Here is a 19,478-nt window from a genome sequence, read left to right as displayed (position 1 = left end):
TATTTCCACTATAGTGGTAGCCAATTATGAAAGTTAACTTGTTTTAGTCATCTACAGGTAATTAGCCAAAATCGACTGATTAAAAGATTTTAGAGAAAATTATTTGAAATACTAAGCATGTACAATTTCTGTTGAAGCATAATATGTAGTATCATCTACAAACACTTTAATTTCTAGGTTATATTTCTCGCCAGCTTTACCTTTGCCATGATTTTTGCGACAATCAATTCTAACAATGTCCCAATCGCGTGCATCACCTATAAATATTTGATTTTTTCCTGGTTCATCGATTGTTTTACTACCATAGTCAAAAACACTACAATTAGTTATTGCAGAGCCAGAAGTTATAACGTTGTAATAACTTTGATTTTCTACATTTGCTGGAAGAGTACCTGATTTATTGAAATTTATATCTTGAATATCAGGAGCTTTCTTATCAATATAGAGCTCTGTCATTTTGTCACTATTGCCTAAGTGAGCACAAGCAACAAGCGACAGTAAAAAAGGAGATATTATAAATAGCTTTTTCATTATAATTTCTAGTTGATTCTTTTTAGTTATGATATATTAGATTTTTAATTATAGTCAAATATAATTTTGAGAGTTTTATCAAAAGTCTGGTGTAAAAGCTATAGATCTTTTGTGATGACTACGATTATGCCAGAAGTTTATTCTTTCAAGTGCTTTCTCTGAGACTTCTTTACCATCTAGGAAATCATCGATTTCTTTGTATGTGACACCCATTTCATCTTCATCAGTCTGACCTTGCCATAGACCTGCAGATGGAGCTTTATCTATAATATTTTGTGGAACTTTGAGATATTTGCCTAACTCGAAGACTTGTGATTTTTTAAGATTAACAAGAGGTAGTATATCTGCTGCGCCATCCCCAAATTTTGTAAAGTAACCCATATACCATTCACAGGCATTATCTGTGCCTATGACAATTCTGTTATTTTGTTGAGCATATGCATATAAATACATCATTCTAAGACGAGCTTGAGCATTACCTTTGATGACATGTTGGCGGTCATTTTGTGAGTTTGTGAAGTTAAAAGTTGACTCTATAAATGTATCATAAGCAGGTTGTATTGGAACAATATGATGTTCTATATCAAGATTTTTAATGAGCTCTAGTCCATCTTTCATATCTTGATCTTGATTATTTTTTGATGGTAGTATTAGTGCTGTTGTAGGTAATCCAGTTTTAACTGCTAAAGATGCTGCTACTGCTGAATCTATGCCACCACTAATGCCAATCACAAAACCTTCAGCAGGATAGTTTATACAAATTTTTTTTAACCATTCTATTAATTTTTTAGAATACTCTTTTGCAATAAAATTTTTTATTATTTTCATATTAGATTACCTTTAACTAAGATTTTAATTTTGAGAGATTTTATCATAACAACAAATTATTTATTACTAAGATAATGTGTTTAGGTTATTGAAAGGTCACTACTTATCAAAAGCAGGGTTATCATAATGAGGATCTATGTAGTTATCAACATTATAACCAGCACCTAGAGCTTGGTATAGATTGACAATACTTATCAAAGATTTTAGCTTTGCTTGATTTACCTGCATTTGTTGATAAAGTACATTAAGAGTAATACCTGTATACTGTGCTTTGCTAATAGCGCCAGAACTATACTTTTTAGAGAATATACTTTCTTGTCTTTCTGTTGATTTCAGAGAAACTGTTTGTTTCATATAATTTTTTTCATTTGCAGATCTTTCAGATAGAGTATCATCAACATCTTGGAATGCTTTTTGTAGAGTACTAATATAGTCATAATATGCTTGGTAGAATTGTGCTTTAGCTTTATCACTATCTGCAAGAATGCTCAAATTAAATATTGGTACAGCTGCTACAGCTTCAGCTGCCCATGCCCAAGCATTCATGGTTGCAAGCTCTCCAAGGGCAAGGGTTGCGTTTCCAAAAGTTCCTGTTAGATCTATGCTTGGGAAGAATTGAGATCGAGCTAAACCTATATTTGCATTGGCTGTTTGTAACTTATATTCAGCAATAGCCACATCAGGTCTATTTTCTAATACTTGAGATGGCAAATTAACAGGCACTTTAATATCTGCATTTATATCATTAAGTGTTCTTGACGTTACTATCTTGCCAGGATTTCTTCCCATTAGTATTTTGAGAGTATTTTGGAAATGAACTATATCATTTTTGATCATAGCCACTTTCCCTTTTTGAGCTTCAAGCTGTTGTCTTATGACCTCTTCTAACATTGGAGATGTTGCCCCAAGTTTATGCTGATTTTCAGCATAATAGAAAAGTAATTCAAGTTGATTGACCATTTGAGTTTGTAATTTTAATTGTTCTTGAGCTGTAATTAATGAGAAATATGCAGCACTAACCTGACTTATGATTGATAGTCTAGTAGTGTTTTTAAGGTTGACTTGCATCTTTTTACTTAATCTAGAAATTTCTCCTAATTTAAACTGTCTAGCAATATTTATTGTATAACTAGGGATTATACCTACTAAAGAGCCACCAGCAGTTTGGGTACCAACATTGTTAAGTTGAGGTATGCTTGAATTTGAATTAATATCAAAAGCTTGAGCTACAAATCCGCCACCTCCAACACTTGCTGTAGGTAACCAACCATAGTTAGCTTTATTTATTTCTGCATTAGCTTGGAGGATATTTCCTATAGAAACTTGTAATTTATTGTTATCTTTTAGTGCTGTAGTTATAAGGTTATTTAATACTGGATCGTGAAACTCTCTCCACCATGCAATTTTTGTAAGATTCCAGTTTTTCGTTATTTCGACATTCTTATCTTGGCTATTCCAAAGAGCTGGTGCTTTAACTTTAGGTCTTTCATATTTTGGATCGAAAAAACTACAACTAGATATTAAGAATGTCGTTGTAATCAATACTGATGTAATAATTTTATTTTTAATCATAGTAGCAACCTTATAAAGTATCTACTTTTACTGTTGCACTGGCGCCAACCCTCAAAAGATATTTAGGGTCATTTTTTAGTACTATTTTTACTGGAAAGCGTTGCGTAACTTTAACCCAGTTACCAGTAGCATTCTCAGGAGGTAGCAGTGAAAATACCGAACCAGTTGCGTAGCTAATACTATTTACCGTACCTGTATAAGTATGACTATACATATCTAGTTCAATTTTTACTGATTGTCCAGGTTTGATTCTATCAAGATCAGTTTCTTTAAAGTTGGCATCTATCCACCACGTTTTGTTATCAATGAAACCAAATAATGGTTGTCCAGTAGAAACAAGTTGCCCTTTATATATTTTTAGGTTTGAAACATAACCATCGTCTGGAGCAATAAGAGTTGTATAGCTTAGATTTAGGCTAGCATTATCGTATCCAACTTTTGCAGCACCAACTTGAGCTTTTGCTATTTCTACTTGTACAAGAGCTTGTTTAAGAGATGAATATGCTTCATCCTTAGCTTTTTCTGCTTGTATTTTTTGATTTATGTATTTTTGAGCATCTTGTAGAGATCCTGCATCTTCTTTATAGAGTTTTATATATCTATCAGCCATACTTGTAGCTGTATCAAGCGATGATTGAGCTTTGGTGAGATTTGATTTTGCAACACTTACTTGCTCTTGGGCTACAGCTAATTGCCCTTTAGCTTGAATAATTTTTGCGTTTGCATTTGCAACTTGTAGTTGATAGTCTTTAGGATCTATTTGTACTAGCTTATCACCTTTATGTATATACTGGTTGTTTTGTACATAAACTTTTTCAATATATCCACCAACCTTGGGTGATATGTTAATTACATCAGCATTTACATATGCATTATCAGTATTTGGAAAAATTTTATTATATTTATAGTACCCATAGATACTAAGTGCTGTTAAAGTAATTATACCAAGTCCAATAGCTATTTTCTTAGGTGAAAATTTTGATTCTTTTTTCACATTCTGTTCTTGCTTTTTTTCCGGTATCTGAGTATCAAGTATTTTTTCTTCTGACATTTTAAATTATTCCTATAATAAAATTAATGCATTGCTGGAACAGCAGCGTCCTTAGGAGGTTCTTTTAATAAAAATGGTACTATAGCTAATAAGAGGCTAAGAATACCTACAACATAAAAAGAGTTAACGTAGCTTAATAAACTGCTTTGATGCAGTATTTGTTGTTTTGCTATAGCTATGGCTTCTGTATTATTTGCGATCGGTAATGTATTTGTCCAAGCTTGAAAGCTATTATTCATATATGAAATATTTTGTGATAATTCTTGATATGTGGTTTGTTGATTTCTTGATATAAAAGTCGCCACAAAAGCAGTACCCACGGAACTACCAAAATTCCTGAAAAAGTTAAAAGAACCAGACATATCTCCCATATCTTCATCAGCTACTCCAACGACAAGTATGCTCATAAATGGAACAAAAAACATCATCATTCCAAGTCCTTGAATAGCGGTAGTTAAGACTATGTCAAACTCACTTGCTGTCGGTGAGAAGCTTGCTTGCATTAGACAAGATGCTCCAAATGTAAGCATTCCTAAGCTGATAGTAGTTCTAACACCTAGTTTTTTTACTAAGAAGTTTTGAGTTATTACAGAGCCAAAAATTGCAGCAACTCCTCTAGGAGCAGTAATATAACCTGCTAAATCAACAGGATAACCATATACTTGTTGTAGCATTGTTGGTAAGTATGCCATAGCAGCAGAAAACAATAATACAAACATAAAACATAAAAAACATGCTAGGATAAAATTGAAATTTTTAAATATTCTAAATTTTACTACGGAAGAATATATTAAACCTCTCCAAATAAAAAATCCTAGTGAAACAATAGATATACTCAAAAGTATAATCATTTCTATAGAAGAGAACCAACCATTAGTATTTCCATTATCAATAAAAAGTTCTAGACATCCAACACCAATAGCCATAAAGCCAAAACTAATATAGTCTATTTTGATTTTTTTAATTTTAGTTGCATCCATCATGAAGAAAATGATCACAAAAGCAACTATACAAAGAGGTACGTTTACATAGAAAATCCATTCCCATGACATGTTTTCACAAATAGCACCACCAAGTACAGGCCCAATAATCGGACCCATAACGATAACCATGCTATATACAGTCATCATTTTATTGTATTCTTCATTTCTAAAATTTGTAGAGATGTATGTTTGAGCTACTGATGGTAAAAATGCTCCTCCCATACCTTGAAAAGCTCTAAATACAATCATTTCTGCTAGAGATGTTGATAAACCACACATAATAGATGATATACCAAAAATTACAGATGAAACTAAAGCAACTCTTTTAATGCCATATTTTTCTATAATTAAACCCGATAATAGTATAAAAATTGCAGCGGTAACAATATATACTGTAGTTACATCAGCAATAGTTTCAACATTTGCTCCTATTGCCCCCATGATTTGAGGAATAGCAACTGCTACGATTGTTAAGTCAACAATTTCAGCTAATGCTAGCAAGCTTATTGCTAACGCAACTATTGTTCTTTTTTGACTCCAAAAGCCAATCTTTGTTGTGTTATCAGTCTGCATAATTTATATATTTTATAATCAAAGCACAGCTAATATACTATAGTTTTTAGCTATGTTATTAAGAAAATTAATTTTACAGTTTATTTTATTGTAGAATTATTGCACACTTCTACCAATGTATTATAGCATTATATGGACAATAAATAGTGAAAAACGGCCAAAATGTTGTTGAAGTTGAAATATCAATTTATGGCCAGTGGCTTGATGGACCTTCAATAATAGCTATAAAAGGTGGAAATACTTCTGATAGTGAAAACAAAATAAGTAATCAAGAAACTGACTGGCATGATCATTCACGAGGTAAAATATTTTGTATTGAGTCCGGACTTGTACATGTAAGTACTCCTGATGGATCATGGGTACTTCCGTCTAATAGAGCAGGATGGATCCCTCCAAATATATCTCATAAAATTCGCATAAGTGGATTAGTAACTGGTTGGGTTATTTTTATATTGCCATGCTTATGTGATGAGATGCCTAAAAGTTCGAGAGTAATTCCGATGAGTGAGGTGCTTAGAGCTCTTGCTCTTAGAGCAACAGAATGGGATAAACAACAAATGCTAACATCAGATCAAGAGAATATTGCGAAAATTATATGTAATGAAATTAGCTCAGCTCCAGAAGAAGCTCTTCATTTACCTATGCCAAAAACTGATAGAGCTTTAAAAGTTGTTAATGCAATTATTGATAATCCATCAATAACAACAAGTCTAGAGCAATGGGCCTCATTTGGAGCGATGTCGGCTAGAACATTAAGAAGAATTTTTTTGTCTGAAACAGGTCTTAGTTTTTCTCGTTGGCGTCAGCAAGCTCAGTTAGCACGTGGGCTTGATATGCTAGCAAAAGATATATCTGTTACTGAAGTCTCTGATTCGCTTGGGTATGCATCTCCAAGTAATTTTATAGCGATGTTTCGCAAAGCTTTTGGTAAAACACCAAAACAATATTTTTTCAGCGAGAATTAATGAGAATTTTATAAAAAATCTTTTTTTAACTTTTTAATATCTATTTTACCTGTATTATTTTTAGGTAAAGTTTCGACAAAAATACAAGATTTAGGAACTTTATAGCTAGCTAACTTTTCCTTACAGTGCTTTATAATATCATCTTCAGTTGCTTTGGAACCTTTTTCTAAGGATATAAAAGCAATAGCTCTTTCCCCAGAAGTTTTAGACTCAACTCCTGTAATCGCTACTTCTTTCACATAGTCTAGTTTAAGTATACATATTTCAACTTCACGAGGGTAAACATTAAATCCTGACACAATAATCATATTTTTGAGTCTATCAGATATAGTTAGGCGTCCTTTTTTATCTATATATCCTATATCACCAGTTTTTAACCAACCATCATCAGTAAAGTATAGTTCATTATTTTGTTTATCATTCCAGAAACCACGACATTTTTGAGGGCCTTTAAGCCAAATTTCTCCCTCTTTATAACACTCATTAATTTCTTGTTGTGTTTCAATATCTCTAATACTAAGGCCTGTACCTGGAATAGGGTAGCCACAAGTGCCGAAGTAATCATCTTCTGACTCATTAAACTTGTTTAAAGCAATAGCTGGTGACATTTCTGTCATACCATATCCTTCTTTAAGTTCGACACCTGTTCTATCTAACCAGTGTAAATATATTTTACGAGAAATAGGCATACCACCACTTAAAGAGTATTGATATCTGGTTTTATTTATCTTTTCAAAATCAGGATGCTCTAACATGGCCATATAAAGAGTATTAAGACCATTGAATATAGTAAACTCATTTTTTGACATAGTTTTTATTAGATCTTTAATATCTCTAGCATTAGGAATCAAAACATTTTTTGCTCCAGCAAAGAAAAAACATAATAAGTTCGCACTCAAAGAGAATATGTGATAAAGAGGTAGAGCTGTTATTATGATCTGATCAGACATATCCATATCATGCTTTACCCATGCCCATACCTGCTGAATATTTGAGGCAAGATTATTATGCGTTAATATGGCTCCTTTGGGTTTGCCAGTAGTACCACTTGAATATTGTAAACATAATATATCTTCTCTATCTATTTCAGGTTTTTTATATAGTTTTTTATCAGCTTTAACAGCCTTACTAAAAGGTATAAAAATATTTTTATTGTATTTAGGTTTATCTTTTATTAAGTTTTTTGATGCAAAGCCGATAATCTGCTTTTTTGGGAATGGATATAAATCAGTAATATTTGTAACAATAACATTTTCTAATGAGTTAATATTTACTTTAGCTTTTTGTATATGATGAGCGAACATATCCAATACAATTGCTGCTTTAATATCACAGTTGTTAAAGATTGATTCAAGTTCATCAGCCGTATATAAAGGATTTATATTGACAAAAATAGCGCCAATCTTAATACAGGCAAATAAGCAGACAGTAAATTGTAAGCAGTTAGGCAGCACAATAGCTACTCTATCACCTTTTTGAATATTTAGATCATTCTGTAAGAAACTCGCAACACTAGTAGCTAAGTCATCAAGTTCACAGAATGTTAAATTTACATCATGACATGAAACAGCATCTCTATATAGAAATTGTATAATTGTATTTTTGTATAGATCTAAAATTGTATATTGATTTTCTTGAATATCTGCTGAAGCATATTCTGGATAGTTTGATATCCAAGTTTTATTAGAAAATGTACTCATAGTAAATAAGATTTTTCATCATTAGTAGTTATTCTAGCAAAAATACAACGTATTGAAATAATTTTAGGATATTAAATTCATTAAGGAGTAATAGGTTTCGAGTATTTATGGCTACTTAGCTTTAATTACTACGCTAAGAGCATCTGCTCTATGATCATCAGTAACTTCTATTCTTTTTATGTATCTATTAAGAATAGGTGTCAAAATAATCATTATGATAGTAACTATTAGTATGGATATTGCAACATATCCAAATACAGATGTGTAAGTATCTAAACTTTGTTGACTAGTTATAGTATTGTCAAATAGAGGAAGTGCTATAAATGATCCTATATATGATGCTAGGTAAGAAGCAACCATTGTCGCAAGGAACCAGAATCCCATCACAAAGCCTGATATGGCAGCCGGACATAGTTCAGCAACCATTGCTAATCCTAATCCAGATATTAATAATTCTCCTAAAGATGAGCTAGCATAAGTTAGAATTAACCAATATCCTGAAATAATTCCATCTGTAGCAAAATATTTTGTGCAATAAAGAATAGCATATGAGACAAACATAAGGGCAATACCTATACTAAACTTAGTCGCATGTGTCATCTTACTTTTTTTATACAAAATCGCAAGCACAGGAGATAGTATTATTAACCATAGAGGATTTAGAAGTTGGTATTGCGCAGCAGGGACATGCCATCCAAATATAGATAAATCAACATTATGTAGGGCAAAAAATGTTAGAGTTGTTGGCATCTGGAAATACAATGCATAGAAGAAGATTGCTTCAATAATTAGTACTAAAGCGACTAACATTCTATTTCTTTCATATGGCTTAAGTTTTAGAGCTATTTCTAAGAAATAGATTGTAGCTAATATAACTACAATAGCAGTAATTGAAATACATAGTCCGGTATTTGGAAGTGTATTTGCTATCAGTAATATTAAGATAATACTCGCAACTATTACGTATGCCAAATTTGCAATATTTAAGGGCTTTTTATTTGCTTCTGAACCTAAGTTTTCTAGCTGTCGGTAAAACATTATAAAACTAACTATACCGATAAATAAACCGATACCACAAATCACAAAAGCTTCAACATATCCATAAGTTTGAGATATTACAGGAGTTAAAGCCATACATAATAACCCTCCCATATTAATAGCAAGGTAGTAAAGAGTCATTGCGCTATTTAGACGACCATCTCCTTTATCAAACATTTTAGATATTAAGGAAGAAGGATTTGCTTTGAATAGTGAATTACCGACTATGATACCTGCAAATATGTAATATATTGATTTCTCATTAGCAAAGATAAAACTTAGGTATGATAGACAAAGAATTATTGCTCCAATTAATATTGTGCGCTTGGTTCCGAGGACTTTGTCGCCAATAATCCCGCCTACCCATATAAATCCATAGGTAAAAGCAAAGAAAGAGCCCATTAGATAAATGGTTTCTAGTTCGCTAAGATGTAATTGCTGTGTGAAATACAAAGCAATAATTGCCTGGAAGCCATAAAATCCAAATCTTTCCCAGAATTCAATGGCCCAAACTATCCAAAAAGGACGAGATAGGGTGTGATAATTTTTGTCCATGAATATTCTTCCTGAAAATTAACAGTATTAAGATACTTAATTAAAGCATTATAATAGGCGTTTTGCAATAATTATATGTTGAGTAAATTTACTATTTAATAAAGTTAATTATTGAAAGAATATTTATAGGTGCAGTCTCTGCTTTGAGTATTCTTTTACCTAAATTAACAGTATTGAAACCGTTAATTTTAAATAGTTCCATTTCTTTTTTGCTAAAACCACCTTCTGGACCTATGAAAATATTAAAATTATTGTGAGTTTTGATAAGATTTTCAAAATTATTAGGAGTATTAGAATATGGGCAAAGAGTTATATTCATATCACTATCTGATAGATGTATACTATTAATTTCAACGGGATTATGAATTTTAGGTATAAATACTCTTTCGCATTGTTCTGCGGCAGAGATAGCTATTTTATTCCAACGTTCTAATTTCTTATCAAATCCTTTTTTGTCAAATTTGTGGTTTGTGTACTCGGTTATGATAGGATAAATATTATTTACACCAAGTTCTGTAGCTTTTTGTATAATAAGTTCAAAATTTTCATTTTTGATAATAGTTTGATAGATACTTACAATATAACTATTTTCATTATGTATTTCTTTTTTTTCTATTACGTCCAACAATATATTTTTATTGTTTATATCGATAATTTGTGTCTTATATTGTAGGCCATCATCATTATTGAATAACTCTATGAAATCAGATTTTTTAAGTCTAAGCACATTTTTAAAGTAGTTATAATATTCACCAGTAATAGATAGTTTCGTCGTTTGTATCGAAATATCTGCAAAAAAACCTCGAATAGTTCTCATAAAATTAAAATTTGATAAAATATTGTTTCTTATTATAAATTCAGAATCATTTAAAAAGTAAGGTATATTTATGAGTATTTTTAATAAAAGTTTTTTGACTAATCTTGTTGCTGCAGTATTGGCGATATTAGGATGGTATTTTGCTGAGCAACATGTTAAGAATATTGGGTTTTATGCGCTATCAGGGGCATTGACAAACTGGATAGCAATATATATGCTTTTTGAAAAAATTCCTTTTCTCTATGGCTCTGGAATAATTCCTAACAAGTTTGAAAGCTTTAAGAAAACGATAAAAAAAATGATTATGGAACAATTTTTCTCTCAAGCTAACCTTAACAAATTTCTTAGTAATGATGAGATAAAAAGGTATATCGCAAATAATATAGCTACAAAAATAGATTATAACAAAATCTTTGATAGTTTTGTTGAGATGTTAATGGATAGTAAATATGGCTCAATGATTGAAATGTTTTTAGGTGGTAAAGATGGGTTAGAAGGATTGCGTAAACCTTTTATTAGTAAGCTTGATGCAAAAGTTATTGAGCTTTTGGGTAATTTAAACATAGATACTAATAGTGTTTCCCAAAAAGCATCAGAAAAAATAGAAAGTCTTATAGATGCAAGATTAGATGAGCTAACACCTCAGATGGTTAAGGAGATTATCCAAAAAATAATTCGTGAGCACCTTGGTTGGCTTGTTGTGTGGGGAGGTGTATTTGGAGGTATAATAGGATTGGTTGCCAGTTTTATTGCTTAACTGTCAATAATGATTGAATACTATTTGCGGGTATGGTTTTTTCTCTTTGCTCTATTTGTTTATTTTTATGTTTCTCCTTTTGGAGATTTTCTAATAACCATGGTTTTAATTGAGAAAATATATGCACTAAAGCATCATTTGTCATTTTAGCATACTCATCAGAAGTTACATTATCATTATCAAATTTATGGTGATACTTTATGGTTTTTATTTTTGTATATCCTGTTCTTTCATTCTTTAAGTAAAAAGTGATATAGAAAAAGAATTGTTTGTTATCTAAGTCTAGTATAGGTCCGTAAGTAGTGGTTCCGGATAATGTAAACTCTTGTCTAATATTAATATCTTGGAACGCAAGATTATTAACAATATTATTATCAAGAATGTATTCAAATACTGCTACAGTCAGCATCTTTGATACAGGTAAAGCCCACTCACTATTTTTAAAAGTATATAGTCTATTACCTTTAACATAAAACATTTGTGTAGATTTAGAAGCTTGAGTTTGGATATTGTATATAAGTAGGGTTGTACTAATATCGGCATCTTTAGTATCAGGAAGCTTATTAGCTTCTATCTGTTGATTGTATATTACATACTGTTTTTTTGTAGGTACCTCTAGATGGTCTCCAAATATAGAAAAAGCTAATAATTGAAAAGGTATAAGTATTACAGTAAATAAAATTATATATTTTTTCATTATTCTAGTCCTCGTCGTTATGAGTCACGCCTCTAACAATTGTTGATGGATCATAATCAAGTATGCTTATCACTCTGTTAAGTCGACTAAATGTTTCCTGACCCTCTAACATAGTGTCATTAAAATTCATAAGAGTTCTGTTAAAGTATATTGATGAATTACTTAAATTATACAATAGAATATTTAAGCTATCAGCAAACTCATTAAATCTTTGAATGTTTTCTTGAGACATCATTTTATTAAATTTACCAGAAATTTCTTCGAGAGAGCCTGCAATCCCATTTACTTTATTCAAAATAGTTTCAAGTTGTGAAGGTTTTGATTTTATTTCTGGTATTTTGCCTTTTCTTAAATCTATTAAGTCTAAGCTAGTATTTTTTTCTGAAATATCTAAAGAGAGCTCAACTTTAGATTGACCTGTAATACCTACGCTTTGTAAAGTTGCTACTGTCTGCTTATATATTGGAATTTGACTATTTATTTTCATATAAACACTAACAAGTTTGGGATTTTCCTTATTTATTGAAATATCGGATACTTTACCAATATTAAAACCTTTATATGAGACATCAGAGCCTACATTTAGACCAGAAATGCTCTTGAAATTCGTAACGAATGCTGTGGTGTCTTGGTTTTTAAATCCTCCTGATAGGAAGAAACCTATAAATACCATTACAAATACCATAAAAATTACGAATAGTCCTGCAATTAGGTTTTTTATACTATTTTCATTCATTATAAGCTCCTAATACTTACTATCATTATGTGAGTCAAAAAACTTTCTAATACTTTCATACTGAGTTTGTTGTGATACAAATTCGACAGTATCATGTAGCATTATTTTCTTTTCATCCATGTATATAATATCATCAACAATATGCCAAATAGTGCTTAAATCATGAGTAATCATAACTACTGACATTTTAAGCTCTTCTTTTAGATATAAAATAAGATCATCCATAGCTCTAGCAGAGTAAGGGTCTAATCCAGCATTTGGTTCATCTAGAAATACAACTTTAGGATCTAAAACAATAGTTCTGGCTAGAGCAACTCTTTTGAGCATACCACCACTTATTTCTGAAGGATATTTGTTAAATGCTTCTTCTTTTAATCCAACCATCTTTAGTTTGATAATAGCTATATCCGTTAAAACATCTAAAGGAAGGTTTGTGTGTTGCTTTAGTGGGAATATTACATTTTGTAAGTTTGTTAAAGATGAAAAAAGAGCACAATGTTGAAACATCATACTCATTGTGCTAGATATCTCTTTACGTTTGATCGGGTTATCTGCTAGTTTTGAGATTTCTTGACCTAATAAGAAAATTTTACCAGAATATATTGGTTGTAACATTAAAATTTCTCGCATCAAAGTCGTTTTACCACAACCACTAGCGCCGATAATACAGCTGATTTTTTCAAAAGGTATGTCTAAGTTCAGATCTTTATGAATCCACTCTTTACCAAATTTTGTACTTAAATCTCTTACTTGAATTAGGCTTTCACTCATCTTTTTCTCCTAAGATCCATTTAGATCTACTGCGAAGATAGCATCAACCAGTATTATCAAAAATATTGAGTAAACAACACTTGTAGTAGTTGCTTTACCAACACTTTGGGAGTCTCTTTTAACAGATAGTCCTTGATGACAACCTATTCCAGCAATTACTAATGCAAAAAAAGGTGTCTTTAGAAGACCTATATAGAAGTGATTTACATTTACATTGGAAAATAGTCTTTCTATAAACCGTAGAGGCGTGATTCCTGCGATTAGGTCAGCAATAATAATACCTCCAGCGATATTAGCAATCATAGCTATAACCGTGAGTACAGGTAAGCTGATAACTAGTGCCGTTATTCTTGGTAAAACAAGACGTTGCATCGGGTCTTCACCTATTGTTTGTAGAGCATCGATTTCTTCATTGACCTTCATAATGCCTATTTCTGATGTGAATGCTGAACCACTTCTACCAGCTATAATTATGGCAGTAAATAATGGAGCAAATTCTCTAAATGAGGAGATCCCAAGCATATCAACTACAAATATTTGAGCTCCATACTGCATTAGTAAATTAAGTGGAAGATAGGTTAATACCAAGCCTATAATTAGTGATAATAATATTACTATACTCAATGCTCTGATTGTAGAGTCGTAGCAAATATTTAGAACAATTGAGAAAAAAGCTTTATAAGGTCTACGAATTAATGTTATGTAACCTAAAAAAATAGTTCCCAGAAAGCTTATACTTGTTTTAACTTCTGATAATAAGTTATTTGTGTTTTTACCAAGAGTATAGATACTATTGAAAACAACGTTTGATTTATTCGATAACTCTTCCTCAGCAGTAGTTGGGAAGTTTTTAAATACTATATCTACAAGATTTTTATCTTTCTCATTAGCAAAAATAATATTTTCTTTTGATAGGCTTAGATTCTTTGCTGTTTTGATAATTATATAAGCACCGGCAGTGTCTAATGATGTGACTTTAGTTAAATCAATTTGTTTTATATCGTCTTTGCTACGACTTATTTTTTTATCAATAAGCTTAGAGTCTATTTGTTTTAGAGTTAATATACCTTCAAAATAAATAGTATCTTGTTTAATTATTACTTCCATTTATTTTCTGTATAGCGTCATCTTGTTATTCAAATATACTAGAAAATGATACTAATACCAACTAGAAGCTAACTTTAACAATATATCTCATCAATACATTAGAAAGTTACAGATAGACTTGAATAATAGACCTAAGAAATGTTTAAATTACTTGACACCTAATGAAGTACATTTTGGTATCTCTATAAACATTGAGAATACAATCTAGCATCTTTTGAGAATCTGGATGTTCCCCAACCACTTTCAAGAGCGGCTTGAGCTAACACAAAGCTCGTTGGAATTCTCTCAGCCTTGACATCAAGATAATTTATTTCATCTGTAATGTCATGTGAAGAATCAATTTTATAATATTTTAAATATAGATCTAGTTTATTAAGCTGTCTGCTACTAAGAGCATTGTTCTTAGCTAAATCTTTTTGCAATTTATGTATTTGCTTTCTTTGTAAGCATATTTCATTATTAGCTTTTTGGATAGCTGAAAGCATGTATTCAATGAATATTTTTTTTCTTTCTTTAAAGTCTTTAATTTCAGAGAAATTAGGTTTTTTGACTATAAAAGGAGCTCGGGATTCGAAGAAATAAATCATTTTTTCATGTTTAGAGTTACCAATAGGTGATAATATTGCCGCAGATATGAGTTGAGTACAATAAATATACCAACAAAATACTTTAAGCTTAACTTTTTACCAACTTTATTCATAATCGTAATAATCTTCTTCATAATCGTCGTAGCTTTCGATAGTTTGTTGCAACTCTAGTTTTAAATTTAACATATCTTCAGGTAGTTTGCTTTTAAATCTAATAATCTTTTGAGAAGTAGGGTGTATAAAAGATAGCTTATATGCATGTAAAGCCTGTCTGTTTATATTTTCTATTCCGATTTTATCTAATTTAGTTGGTGACTTATTATAAGTTTGATCGCCAACCAAAGGGTGTTTGACGCTCTTCATATGAACTCTTATTTGGTGAGTCCTTCCTGTTTCTAGCTGACATTCAATTAGCGTGAAACCATCATATACCTCTATAGGCTTATAATGTGTAATGGCTTCTTTCCCTTTATAATTGATGGCCATTTTTGTACGATTATTAAGGTCTCTTCCTATCGGTTGATTAATGGTGCCTTCTTCATAAATTTCACCTTCTACAATTGCAAGATATTTTCGAGACACCTTTCTTTCAGAGAGTTGTTGTACCAAATTATGATAGGCAATACTACTCTTGGCTGCAACCATCAAACCGGATGTATCTTTATCTAGACGGTGAACGATACCAGCTCTTGGTAATTTGTCTTGATTAGGATATTTGTGGAGTAAGGCATTTGATATAGTACCTGTCATGTTACCAGCACCGGGATGAACAACCATATCAATTGGTTTATCAATTACTATAATATCATCATCTTCAAAAATAACATTTAGATTAATATTTTCAGCTAACCATTCATTTGTAGGTAGAAGCTCTATATTAATTTCAATCTCTTCATCTCCTAGCAGAATATGTTTTGGTTTAGTAGTCTTTCCATTGATTGTAATTAAACCGTCTTTTATCCATTTCTGTATTTGAGAGCGAGAGAACTGCTCAAATAATTCATTGATCGCGCTGTCAATTCTCTTTCCTGCATGATCAGGATGCATCATAATTTTTTGATGAAATTTATTAGATAGTGTATCATTTGCCATGTTGTATGCTTAATGTAAGTATTTTTACTAAAAAAGTAATTTTTATATAGAATTATATAAGAAAATTCTAAGGATAGTTAAATTAAATGAAAAGGTTTTTATATTTAATAATTACTGCGTTTGTGGTAATGATGCTAGTGTCTTGTGGACCTAAGAAAGATAGTGAACTTCCTCAGGTTTATACTGGTTATACAGCAAGTTTTATTTATGCAAAAGCCCATGAACAAATGCAAAATGAAAAGTATTTTGATGCTATTAGATCTTATAAGTCATTAGTAGCACAGTATCCATTTACTCCATTAGCTGAGAAAGGTATGGTTGATTTGATCTATGTTTACTATATGGATGATGAGTCAACTATGGCTTTAGCACTAGGTCAACAATTTATTAAAATGTATCCATATAGTCCATATAAGGGCTATGTATACTATATGATTGGTGTTGTTGGGTTTGAAGATGGTAGGGGTATTTTACAAACATATGCTCCTTATGATATGAACTATCATAATCCAACTGGCTATCAAGATGCTTATGTTAACTTTGAAAAAGCTATTAAGCTTGACCCTAAGGGTAGTTTTGTTCCTGATGCAAAACGTAGAATGATATATATAAATAATATTATTGCGGAGCACTATTATGATATTGCAAAATTTTATTATAAACGTGGAGCATATAATGCGGCTTTGGATAGAGCATCTCAAATCATAAGAAATTACCCACAGAGTACAGTAACTCAAGATGCTTTGGTATTGACAATTAGAGCATATAATAAGCTGGGTCTTTATGATCAAGCTAAGGACAATATAAGAGTGCTTAAGAAAAACTATCCTAAAAATAAGTTTGTAAATAACTTACGTCCAGATGGTACGGAAAATCCTACTTGGTTTGATAGATGGTTTGGATGGTTGTAGAAATTTCTATTTAAAATATTAATACTTTAGTATATTTATTATCACAGAGTAATTTCTTGGTAAAATGTACAAAAAAATTATTACAAGCTGTATTTTAACTTCGATATTTGGTTTGACATATCGTCAAACGCTTTCAAATATTTCAAATGAAACTTCAAAGTCTAGTTGTCGTTGCTTACCTTCAGAGGTGTGCTGGCCTGATTCCAAACAATGGGATGCATTGGCAAAATCGCTCAAAGGCAAGCTTATAAAACCAACTTCTATTTTTTCTACATGTGAAAAAAATTCAGAAAATGATAGTTGTAAATCAGTTTTACAAAATATGAAAAATCCTTTTTATATGCAGTCAGATTCTAGTAGAAATGAATCTCAAGGATGGTATGGAGCATGGCATATTCAGCCAAGTAGCTATGCTGTTGAAGCAGCGGATACTCAAGACGTGGTAAATGCTATTAACTTTGCTAGAAAACATAATCTACGTATTGTTATCAAAGGTGCATGACTATTTAGGGCGTTCTAGTTCCCCAAATGCCTTGCTAATATGGACTCACAATATGCGTGATATTAAATATGATAAGCATTTTAACCCTCAGAGTTGTCCAAAGGATAAAGAGTATTCAGCCGTTACAGTTGGAGCTGATACAAGATGGCTTGAGGCTTATGATGTTGTAACTAACAAACACCATGAATATGTCCAAGGAAGAGGCTTTACAACGGTTGGGGCAGCTGGTGGTTTTCCTCAAGGAGGTGGATTTGGTAGCTGGTCTAAAGAGTATGGTACAGGTGCAGGAGGAATAGTGCAGGCTGAAGTTGTTACTGCAGATGGTAAGACAGTTATTGCTAATGAGTGCCAAAATCAAGATATATTTTGGGCAATAAAAGGTGGTGGTGGTGGAACTTATGGCATTGTTACAAATTTAACATTAAGAACACATCAGCTTCCTAGCCATTTTGGTCTAATTAGTTGTGAAATAACGGTGAGCTCTAATGAGGCATATAAGGCTTTGATAAAAGAGTTTCTTTCATTTTATCATTCGAAATTGAATAATGAGAACTGGGGTGAGCAGTTTGCTTTTCGTCCAAATAATAGAATGACAATAGCCATGGTTACACAAGGTTTAAGTCGAGAAAAAGCTTTAGAAACTTGGCAGCCATTTAAAAAATGGGTACAAAGTCAACCTGATCTTCATTATCAAGCTAAATATATAGATATTCCACCAAATCAGATTTGGAACTATGATTATTGGCATAAAAACTATCCTGATATGGTTGTCAAAAATACTAGTCCAGATGCTCGAGATGGTGAGTTTTGGCGGGCTTCTAATGCAGGAGAAGTTTCTGCATATTGGTATACATATCAATCTTGGTATTTACCTGAGAAATTATTTAATTCTGAAAATATTGATAAAACAGCAGAAACTTTTTATAAAGTTTCTCAACTTGCACCAGTATCTATTCAAATTAATAAAGGTTTAGCAGGAGCTTCTGAACAAGCTCTGAGACTAACCAGAAGTACATCCATGAACCCTAGTGTTTATAATGCTGGGGCTTTGGCAATTATGAGTTATAGTACAAACAAAGCTCAGCTTAGCAAACCAAAAATGACTCCACAAATACAACAAAAAGTAGATAATATTTATAAGGCTATGGGAATGATAATGGCATTAGCTCCCGATGCTGGTACTTATGCAAATGAGGCAGATTATTTCCAAAAAAACTGGCAACAAGTGTTTTGGGGTGCTAACTATAATAAGCTTCTAAAAGTTAAGAATAAAATATGATCCACAAGGTTTGTTCTATTGTCATCACTGTGTAGGTAGTGAATATTGGCAAGAAGGTGGTATGTGTAGAAAATATTAAATTAGCTTAATTTAGAACACACCTATTGATAAGTAGCTCACTATAAAACTTATCTATAAAGTCAAATCCAAGAGAATATGAAAAGCTAGATTGTATTCTGAAAGTTTTAAATAGTTGAAAGAGAGTTCCAAATATAGTTTATTAGGTTTTGACGAAACTAAAATAAACGATAAGGAACTAAAAAATGCCAAAGCACTTAACTCTTTCAAATAGATATTGTATAGAAGAATTACTTAAATTAGGATACCAAACATCTCAAATAGCCAATAAAATTGGCTATAGTGAAAGAGCTATAAAAAAGGAACTTAATCGCACTAGTATAAATAGTGACTATAATGCTGAGATAG

At 31.5% G+C, this 19,478-nt stretch carries 18 protein-coding genes and 2 pseudogenes; 6 read left to right on the top strand and 14 right to left on the bottom strand.

The window, feature by feature from the left end:
• Nucleotides 1-111: 111 nt before the first annotated feature.
• The 5 genes from F8C69_RS01690 to F8C69_RS01670 all read right to left on the bottom strand — a co-directional run bounded on the left by F8C69_RS01690 (nucleotide 112) and on the right by F8C69_RS01670 (nucleotide 5,538).
• Nucleotides 112-531: a hypothetical protein gene (locus tag F8C69_RS01690; protein WP_159183943.1), complete on the bottom strand. Its 420-nt coding sequence runs from the start codon at nucleotides 529-531 to the stop codon at nucleotides 112-114.
• 78 nt (nucleotides 532-609) lie between these two features.
• Nucleotides 610-1,359, bottom strand: coding sequence for an NAD(+) synthase (gene nadE, locus F8C69_RS01685; protein WP_159183942.1), 750 nt, complete (start codon nucleotides 1,357-1,359; stop codon nucleotides 610-612).
• 99 nt (nucleotides 1,360-1,458) lie between these two features.
• Entirely contained in the window at nucleotides 1,459-2,931 is a 1,473-nt protein-coding gene (locus F8C69_RS01680; RefSeq protein WP_159183941.1) for a TolC family protein, read from the bottom strand.
• A gap of 10 nt (nucleotides 2,932-2,941) precedes the next feature.
• Nucleotides 2,942-3,982, bottom strand: a complete 1,041-nt coding sequence (locus F8C69_RS01675) for an HlyD family secretion protein (protein WP_159183940.1) — start codon at nucleotides 3,980-3,982, stop codon at nucleotides 2,942-2,944.
• A 23-nt stretch (nucleotides 3,983-4,005) separates the two neighbouring features.
• Nucleotides 4,006-5,538, bottom strand: coding sequence for an MDR family MFS transporter (locus F8C69_RS01670; protein ID WP_159183939.1), 1,533 nt, complete (start codon nucleotides 5,536-5,538; stop codon nucleotides 4,006-4,008).
• Between the two features lie 146 nt (nucleotides 5,539-5,684).
• On the opposite strand from F8C69_RS01670, the gene F8C69_RS01665 reads away from it, so the two are divergent.
• Nucleotides 5,685-6,503: an AraC family transcriptional regulator gene (locus tag F8C69_RS01665; RefSeq protein ID WP_372357650.1), complete on the top strand. Its 819-nt coding sequence runs from the start codon at nucleotides 5,685-5,687 to the stop codon at nucleotides 6,501-6,503.
• Between the two features lie 8 nt (nucleotides 6,504-6,511).
• Here F8C69_RS01665 and F8C69_RS01660 read toward each other — a convergent pair whose 3' ends face one another.
• The 3 genes from F8C69_RS01660 to F8C69_RS01650 form a co-directional block, all read right to left on the bottom strand.
• Nucleotides 6,512-8,203, bottom strand: coding sequence for a long-chain-fatty-acid--CoA ligase (locus tag F8C69_RS01660; RefSeq protein ID WP_159183938.1), 1,692 nt, complete (start codon nucleotides 8,201-8,203; stop codon nucleotides 6,512-6,514).
• 111 nt (nucleotides 8,204-8,314) lie between these two features.
• Entirely contained in the window at nucleotides 8,315-9,796 is a 1,482-nt protein-coding gene (locus F8C69_RS01655) for an oligopeptide:H+ symporter (protein ID WP_192189621.1), read from the bottom strand.
• A 91-nt stretch (nucleotides 9,797-9,887) separates the two neighbouring features.
• Nucleotides 9,888-10,613: a 16S rRNA (uracil(1498)-N(3))-methyltransferase gene (locus tag F8C69_RS01650; RefSeq protein ID WP_159183937.1), complete on the bottom strand. Its 726-nt coding sequence runs from the start codon at nucleotides 10,611-10,613 to the stop codon at nucleotides 9,888-9,890.
• A 70-nt stretch (nucleotides 10,614-10,683) separates the two neighbouring features.
• Between F8C69_RS01650 and F8C69_RS01645 the strand changes: the two genes are divergently transcribed.
• Entirely contained in the window at nucleotides 10,684-11,370 is a 687-nt protein-coding gene (locus F8C69_RS01645) for a DUF445 domain-containing protein (RefSeq protein WP_159183936.1), read from the top strand.
• Here F8C69_RS01645 and F8C69_RS01640 read toward each other — a convergent pair.
• The 4 genes from F8C69_RS01640 to F8C69_RS01625 are packed head-to-tail and all read right to left on the bottom strand — an operon-like array spanning nucleotide 11,360 to nucleotide 14,681.
• Nucleotides 11,360-12,067, bottom strand: a complete 708-nt coding sequence (locus tag F8C69_RS01640; RefSeq protein WP_159183935.1) for a hypothetical protein — start codon at nucleotides 12,065-12,067, stop codon at nucleotides 11,360-11,362. The genes F8C69_RS01645 and F8C69_RS01640 overlap by 11 nt on opposite strands.
• Nucleotides 12,068-12,071: 4 nt before the next feature.
• Complete coding sequence (locus F8C69_RS01635; RefSeq protein WP_159183934.1) at nucleotides 12,072-12,803, bottom strand: MlaD family protein; 732 nt, start codon at nucleotides 12,801-12,803, stop codon at nucleotides 12,072-12,074.
• 9 nt (nucleotides 12,804-12,812) lie between these two features.
• On the bottom strand, nucleotides 12,813-13,574 hold the full coding sequence (locus tag F8C69_RS01630; RefSeq protein WP_044526530.1) for an ABC transporter ATP-binding protein: 762 nt from the start codon (nucleotides 13,572-13,574) through the stop codon (nucleotides 12,813-12,815).
• Between the two features lie 9 nt (nucleotides 13,575-13,583).
• Nucleotides 13,584-14,681 carry an MlaE family ABC transporter permease gene (locus F8C69_RS01625; RefSeq protein WP_159183933.1) on the bottom strand — a complete coding sequence of 366 codons (1,098 nt, stop codon included), beginning with the start codon at nucleotides 14,679-14,681 and terminating at the stop codon, nucleotides 13,584-13,586.
• Between the two features lie 70 nt (nucleotides 14,682-14,751).
• On the opposite strand from F8C69_RS01625, the pseudogene F8C69_RS11345 reads away from it, so the two are divergent.
• Nucleotides 14,752-14,889: pseudogene (locus F8C69_RS11345) on the top strand (IS30 family transposase); the annotation flags it as partial.
• Here the strand turns inward: F8C69_RS11345 and F8C69_RS01615 are convergent.
• Both F8C69_RS01615 and F8C69_RS01610 read right to left on the bottom strand, forming a co-directional pair.
• A complete protein-coding gene (locus F8C69_RS01615) occupies nucleotides 14,864-15,268 on the bottom strand; it encodes a glucosaminidase domain-containing protein (RefSeq protein ID WP_234384139.1) in 405 nt (134 codons plus the stop codon). The pseudogene F8C69_RS11345 and the gene F8C69_RS01615 sit on opposite strands and share 26 nt — an antisense overlap.
• A 105-nt stretch (nucleotides 15,269-15,373) precedes the next feature.
• Complete coding sequence (locus tag F8C69_RS01610; RefSeq protein ID WP_159183932.1) at nucleotides 15,374-16,360, bottom strand: RluA family pseudouridine synthase; 987 nt, start codon at nucleotides 16,358-16,360, stop codon at nucleotides 15,374-15,376.
• An 86-nt stretch (nucleotides 16,361-16,446) separates the two neighbouring features.
• Here F8C69_RS01610 and F8C69_RS01605 point away from each other — a divergent pair, with 86 nt between their 5' ends.
• The 3 genes and pseudogenes from F8C69_RS01605 to F8C69_RS10980 form a co-directional block, all read left to right on the top strand.
• Nucleotides 16,447-17,271, top strand: a complete 825-nt coding sequence (locus tag F8C69_RS01605) for an outer membrane protein assembly factor BamD (RefSeq protein ID WP_159183931.1) — start codon at nucleotides 16,447-16,449, stop codon at nucleotides 17,269-17,271.
• Between the two features lie 64 nt (nucleotides 17,272-17,335).
• Nucleotides 17,336-19,131, top strand: a pseudogene (locus F8C69_RS01600) (FAD-binding protein).
• Between the two features lie 184 nt (nucleotides 19,132-19,315).
• A partial coding sequence (locus tag F8C69_RS10980; RefSeq protein WP_159183823.1) for a helix-turn-helix domain-containing protein occupies nucleotides 19,316-19,478 on the top strand: 163 nt, incomplete at its 3' end.

Origin of the sequence: Francisella noatunensis subsp. noatunensis, assembly GCF_009823375.1 — a bacterium.
Lineage (GTDB): Bacteria > Pseudomonadota > Gammaproteobacteria > Francisellales > Francisellaceae > Francisella > Francisella noatunensis.
Note: the sequence above shows the minus strand (reverse complement) of the source record. Positions and strands in the feature narration are given on the sequence as shown.

Excerpts from the sequence above, each read along its gene's own strand:
- F8C69_RS01690 (WP_159183943.1), bottom strand. The coding sequence starts at position 531 with ATGAAAAAGCTATTTATAATATCTCCTTTTTTACTGTCGCTTGTTGCT.
- nadE (WP_159183942.1), bottom strand. The coding sequence starts at position 1,359 with ATGAAAATAATAAAAAATTTTATTGCAAAAGAGTATTCTAAAAAATTA.
- F8C69_RS01680 (WP_159183941.1), bottom strand. The coding sequence starts at position 2,931 with ATGATTAAAAATAAAATTATTACATCAGTATTGATTACAACGACATTC.
- F8C69_RS01675 (WP_159183940.1), bottom strand. The coding sequence starts at position 3,982 with ATGTCAGAAGAAAAAATACTTGATACTCAGATACCGGAAAAAAAGCAA.
- F8C69_RS01670 (WP_159183939.1), bottom strand. The coding sequence starts at position 5,538 with ATGCAGACTGATAACACAACAAAGATTGGCTTTTGGAGTCAAAAAAGA.
- F8C69_RS01660 (WP_159183938.1), bottom strand. The coding sequence starts at position 8,203 with ATGAGTACATTTTCTAATAAAACTTGGATATCAAACTATCCAGAATAT.
- F8C69_RS01655 (WP_192189621.1), bottom strand. The coding sequence starts at position 9,796 with ATGGACAAAAATTATCACACCCTATCTCGTCCTTTTTGGATAGTTTGG.
- F8C69_RS01650 (WP_159183937.1), bottom strand. The coding sequence starts at position 10,613 with ATGAGAACTATTCGAGGTTTTTTTGCAGATATTTCGATACAAACGACG.
- F8C69_RS01645 (WP_159183936.1), top strand. The coding sequence starts at position 10,684 with ATGAGTATTTTTAATAAAAGTTTTTTGACTAATCTTGTTGCTGCAGTA.
- F8C69_RS01640 (WP_159183935.1), bottom strand. The coding sequence starts at position 12,067 with ATGAAAAAATATATAATTTTATTTACTGTAATACTTATACCTTTTCAA.
- F8C69_RS01635 (WP_159183934.1), bottom strand. The coding sequence starts at position 12,803 with ATGAATGAAAATAGTATAAAAAACCTAATTGCAGGACTATTCGTAATT.
- F8C69_RS01630 (WP_044526530.1), bottom strand. The coding sequence starts at position 13,574 with ATGAGTGAAAGCCTAATTCAAGTAAGAGATTTAAGTACAAAATTTGGT.
- F8C69_RS01625 (WP_159183933.1), bottom strand. The coding sequence starts at position 14,681 with ATGGAAGTAATAATTAAACAAGATACTATTTATTTTGAAGGTATATTA.
- F8C69_RS01615 (WP_234384139.1), bottom strand. The coding sequence starts at position 15,268 with ATGATTTATTTCTTCGAATCCCGAGCTCCTTTTATAGTCAAAAAACCT.
- F8C69_RS01610 (WP_159183932.1), bottom strand. The coding sequence starts at position 16,360 with ATGGCAAATGATACACTATCTAATAAATTTCATCAAAAAATTATGATG.
- F8C69_RS01605 (WP_159183931.1), top strand. The coding sequence starts at position 16,447 with ATGAAAAGGTTTTTATATTTAATAATTACTGCGTTTGTGGTAATGATG.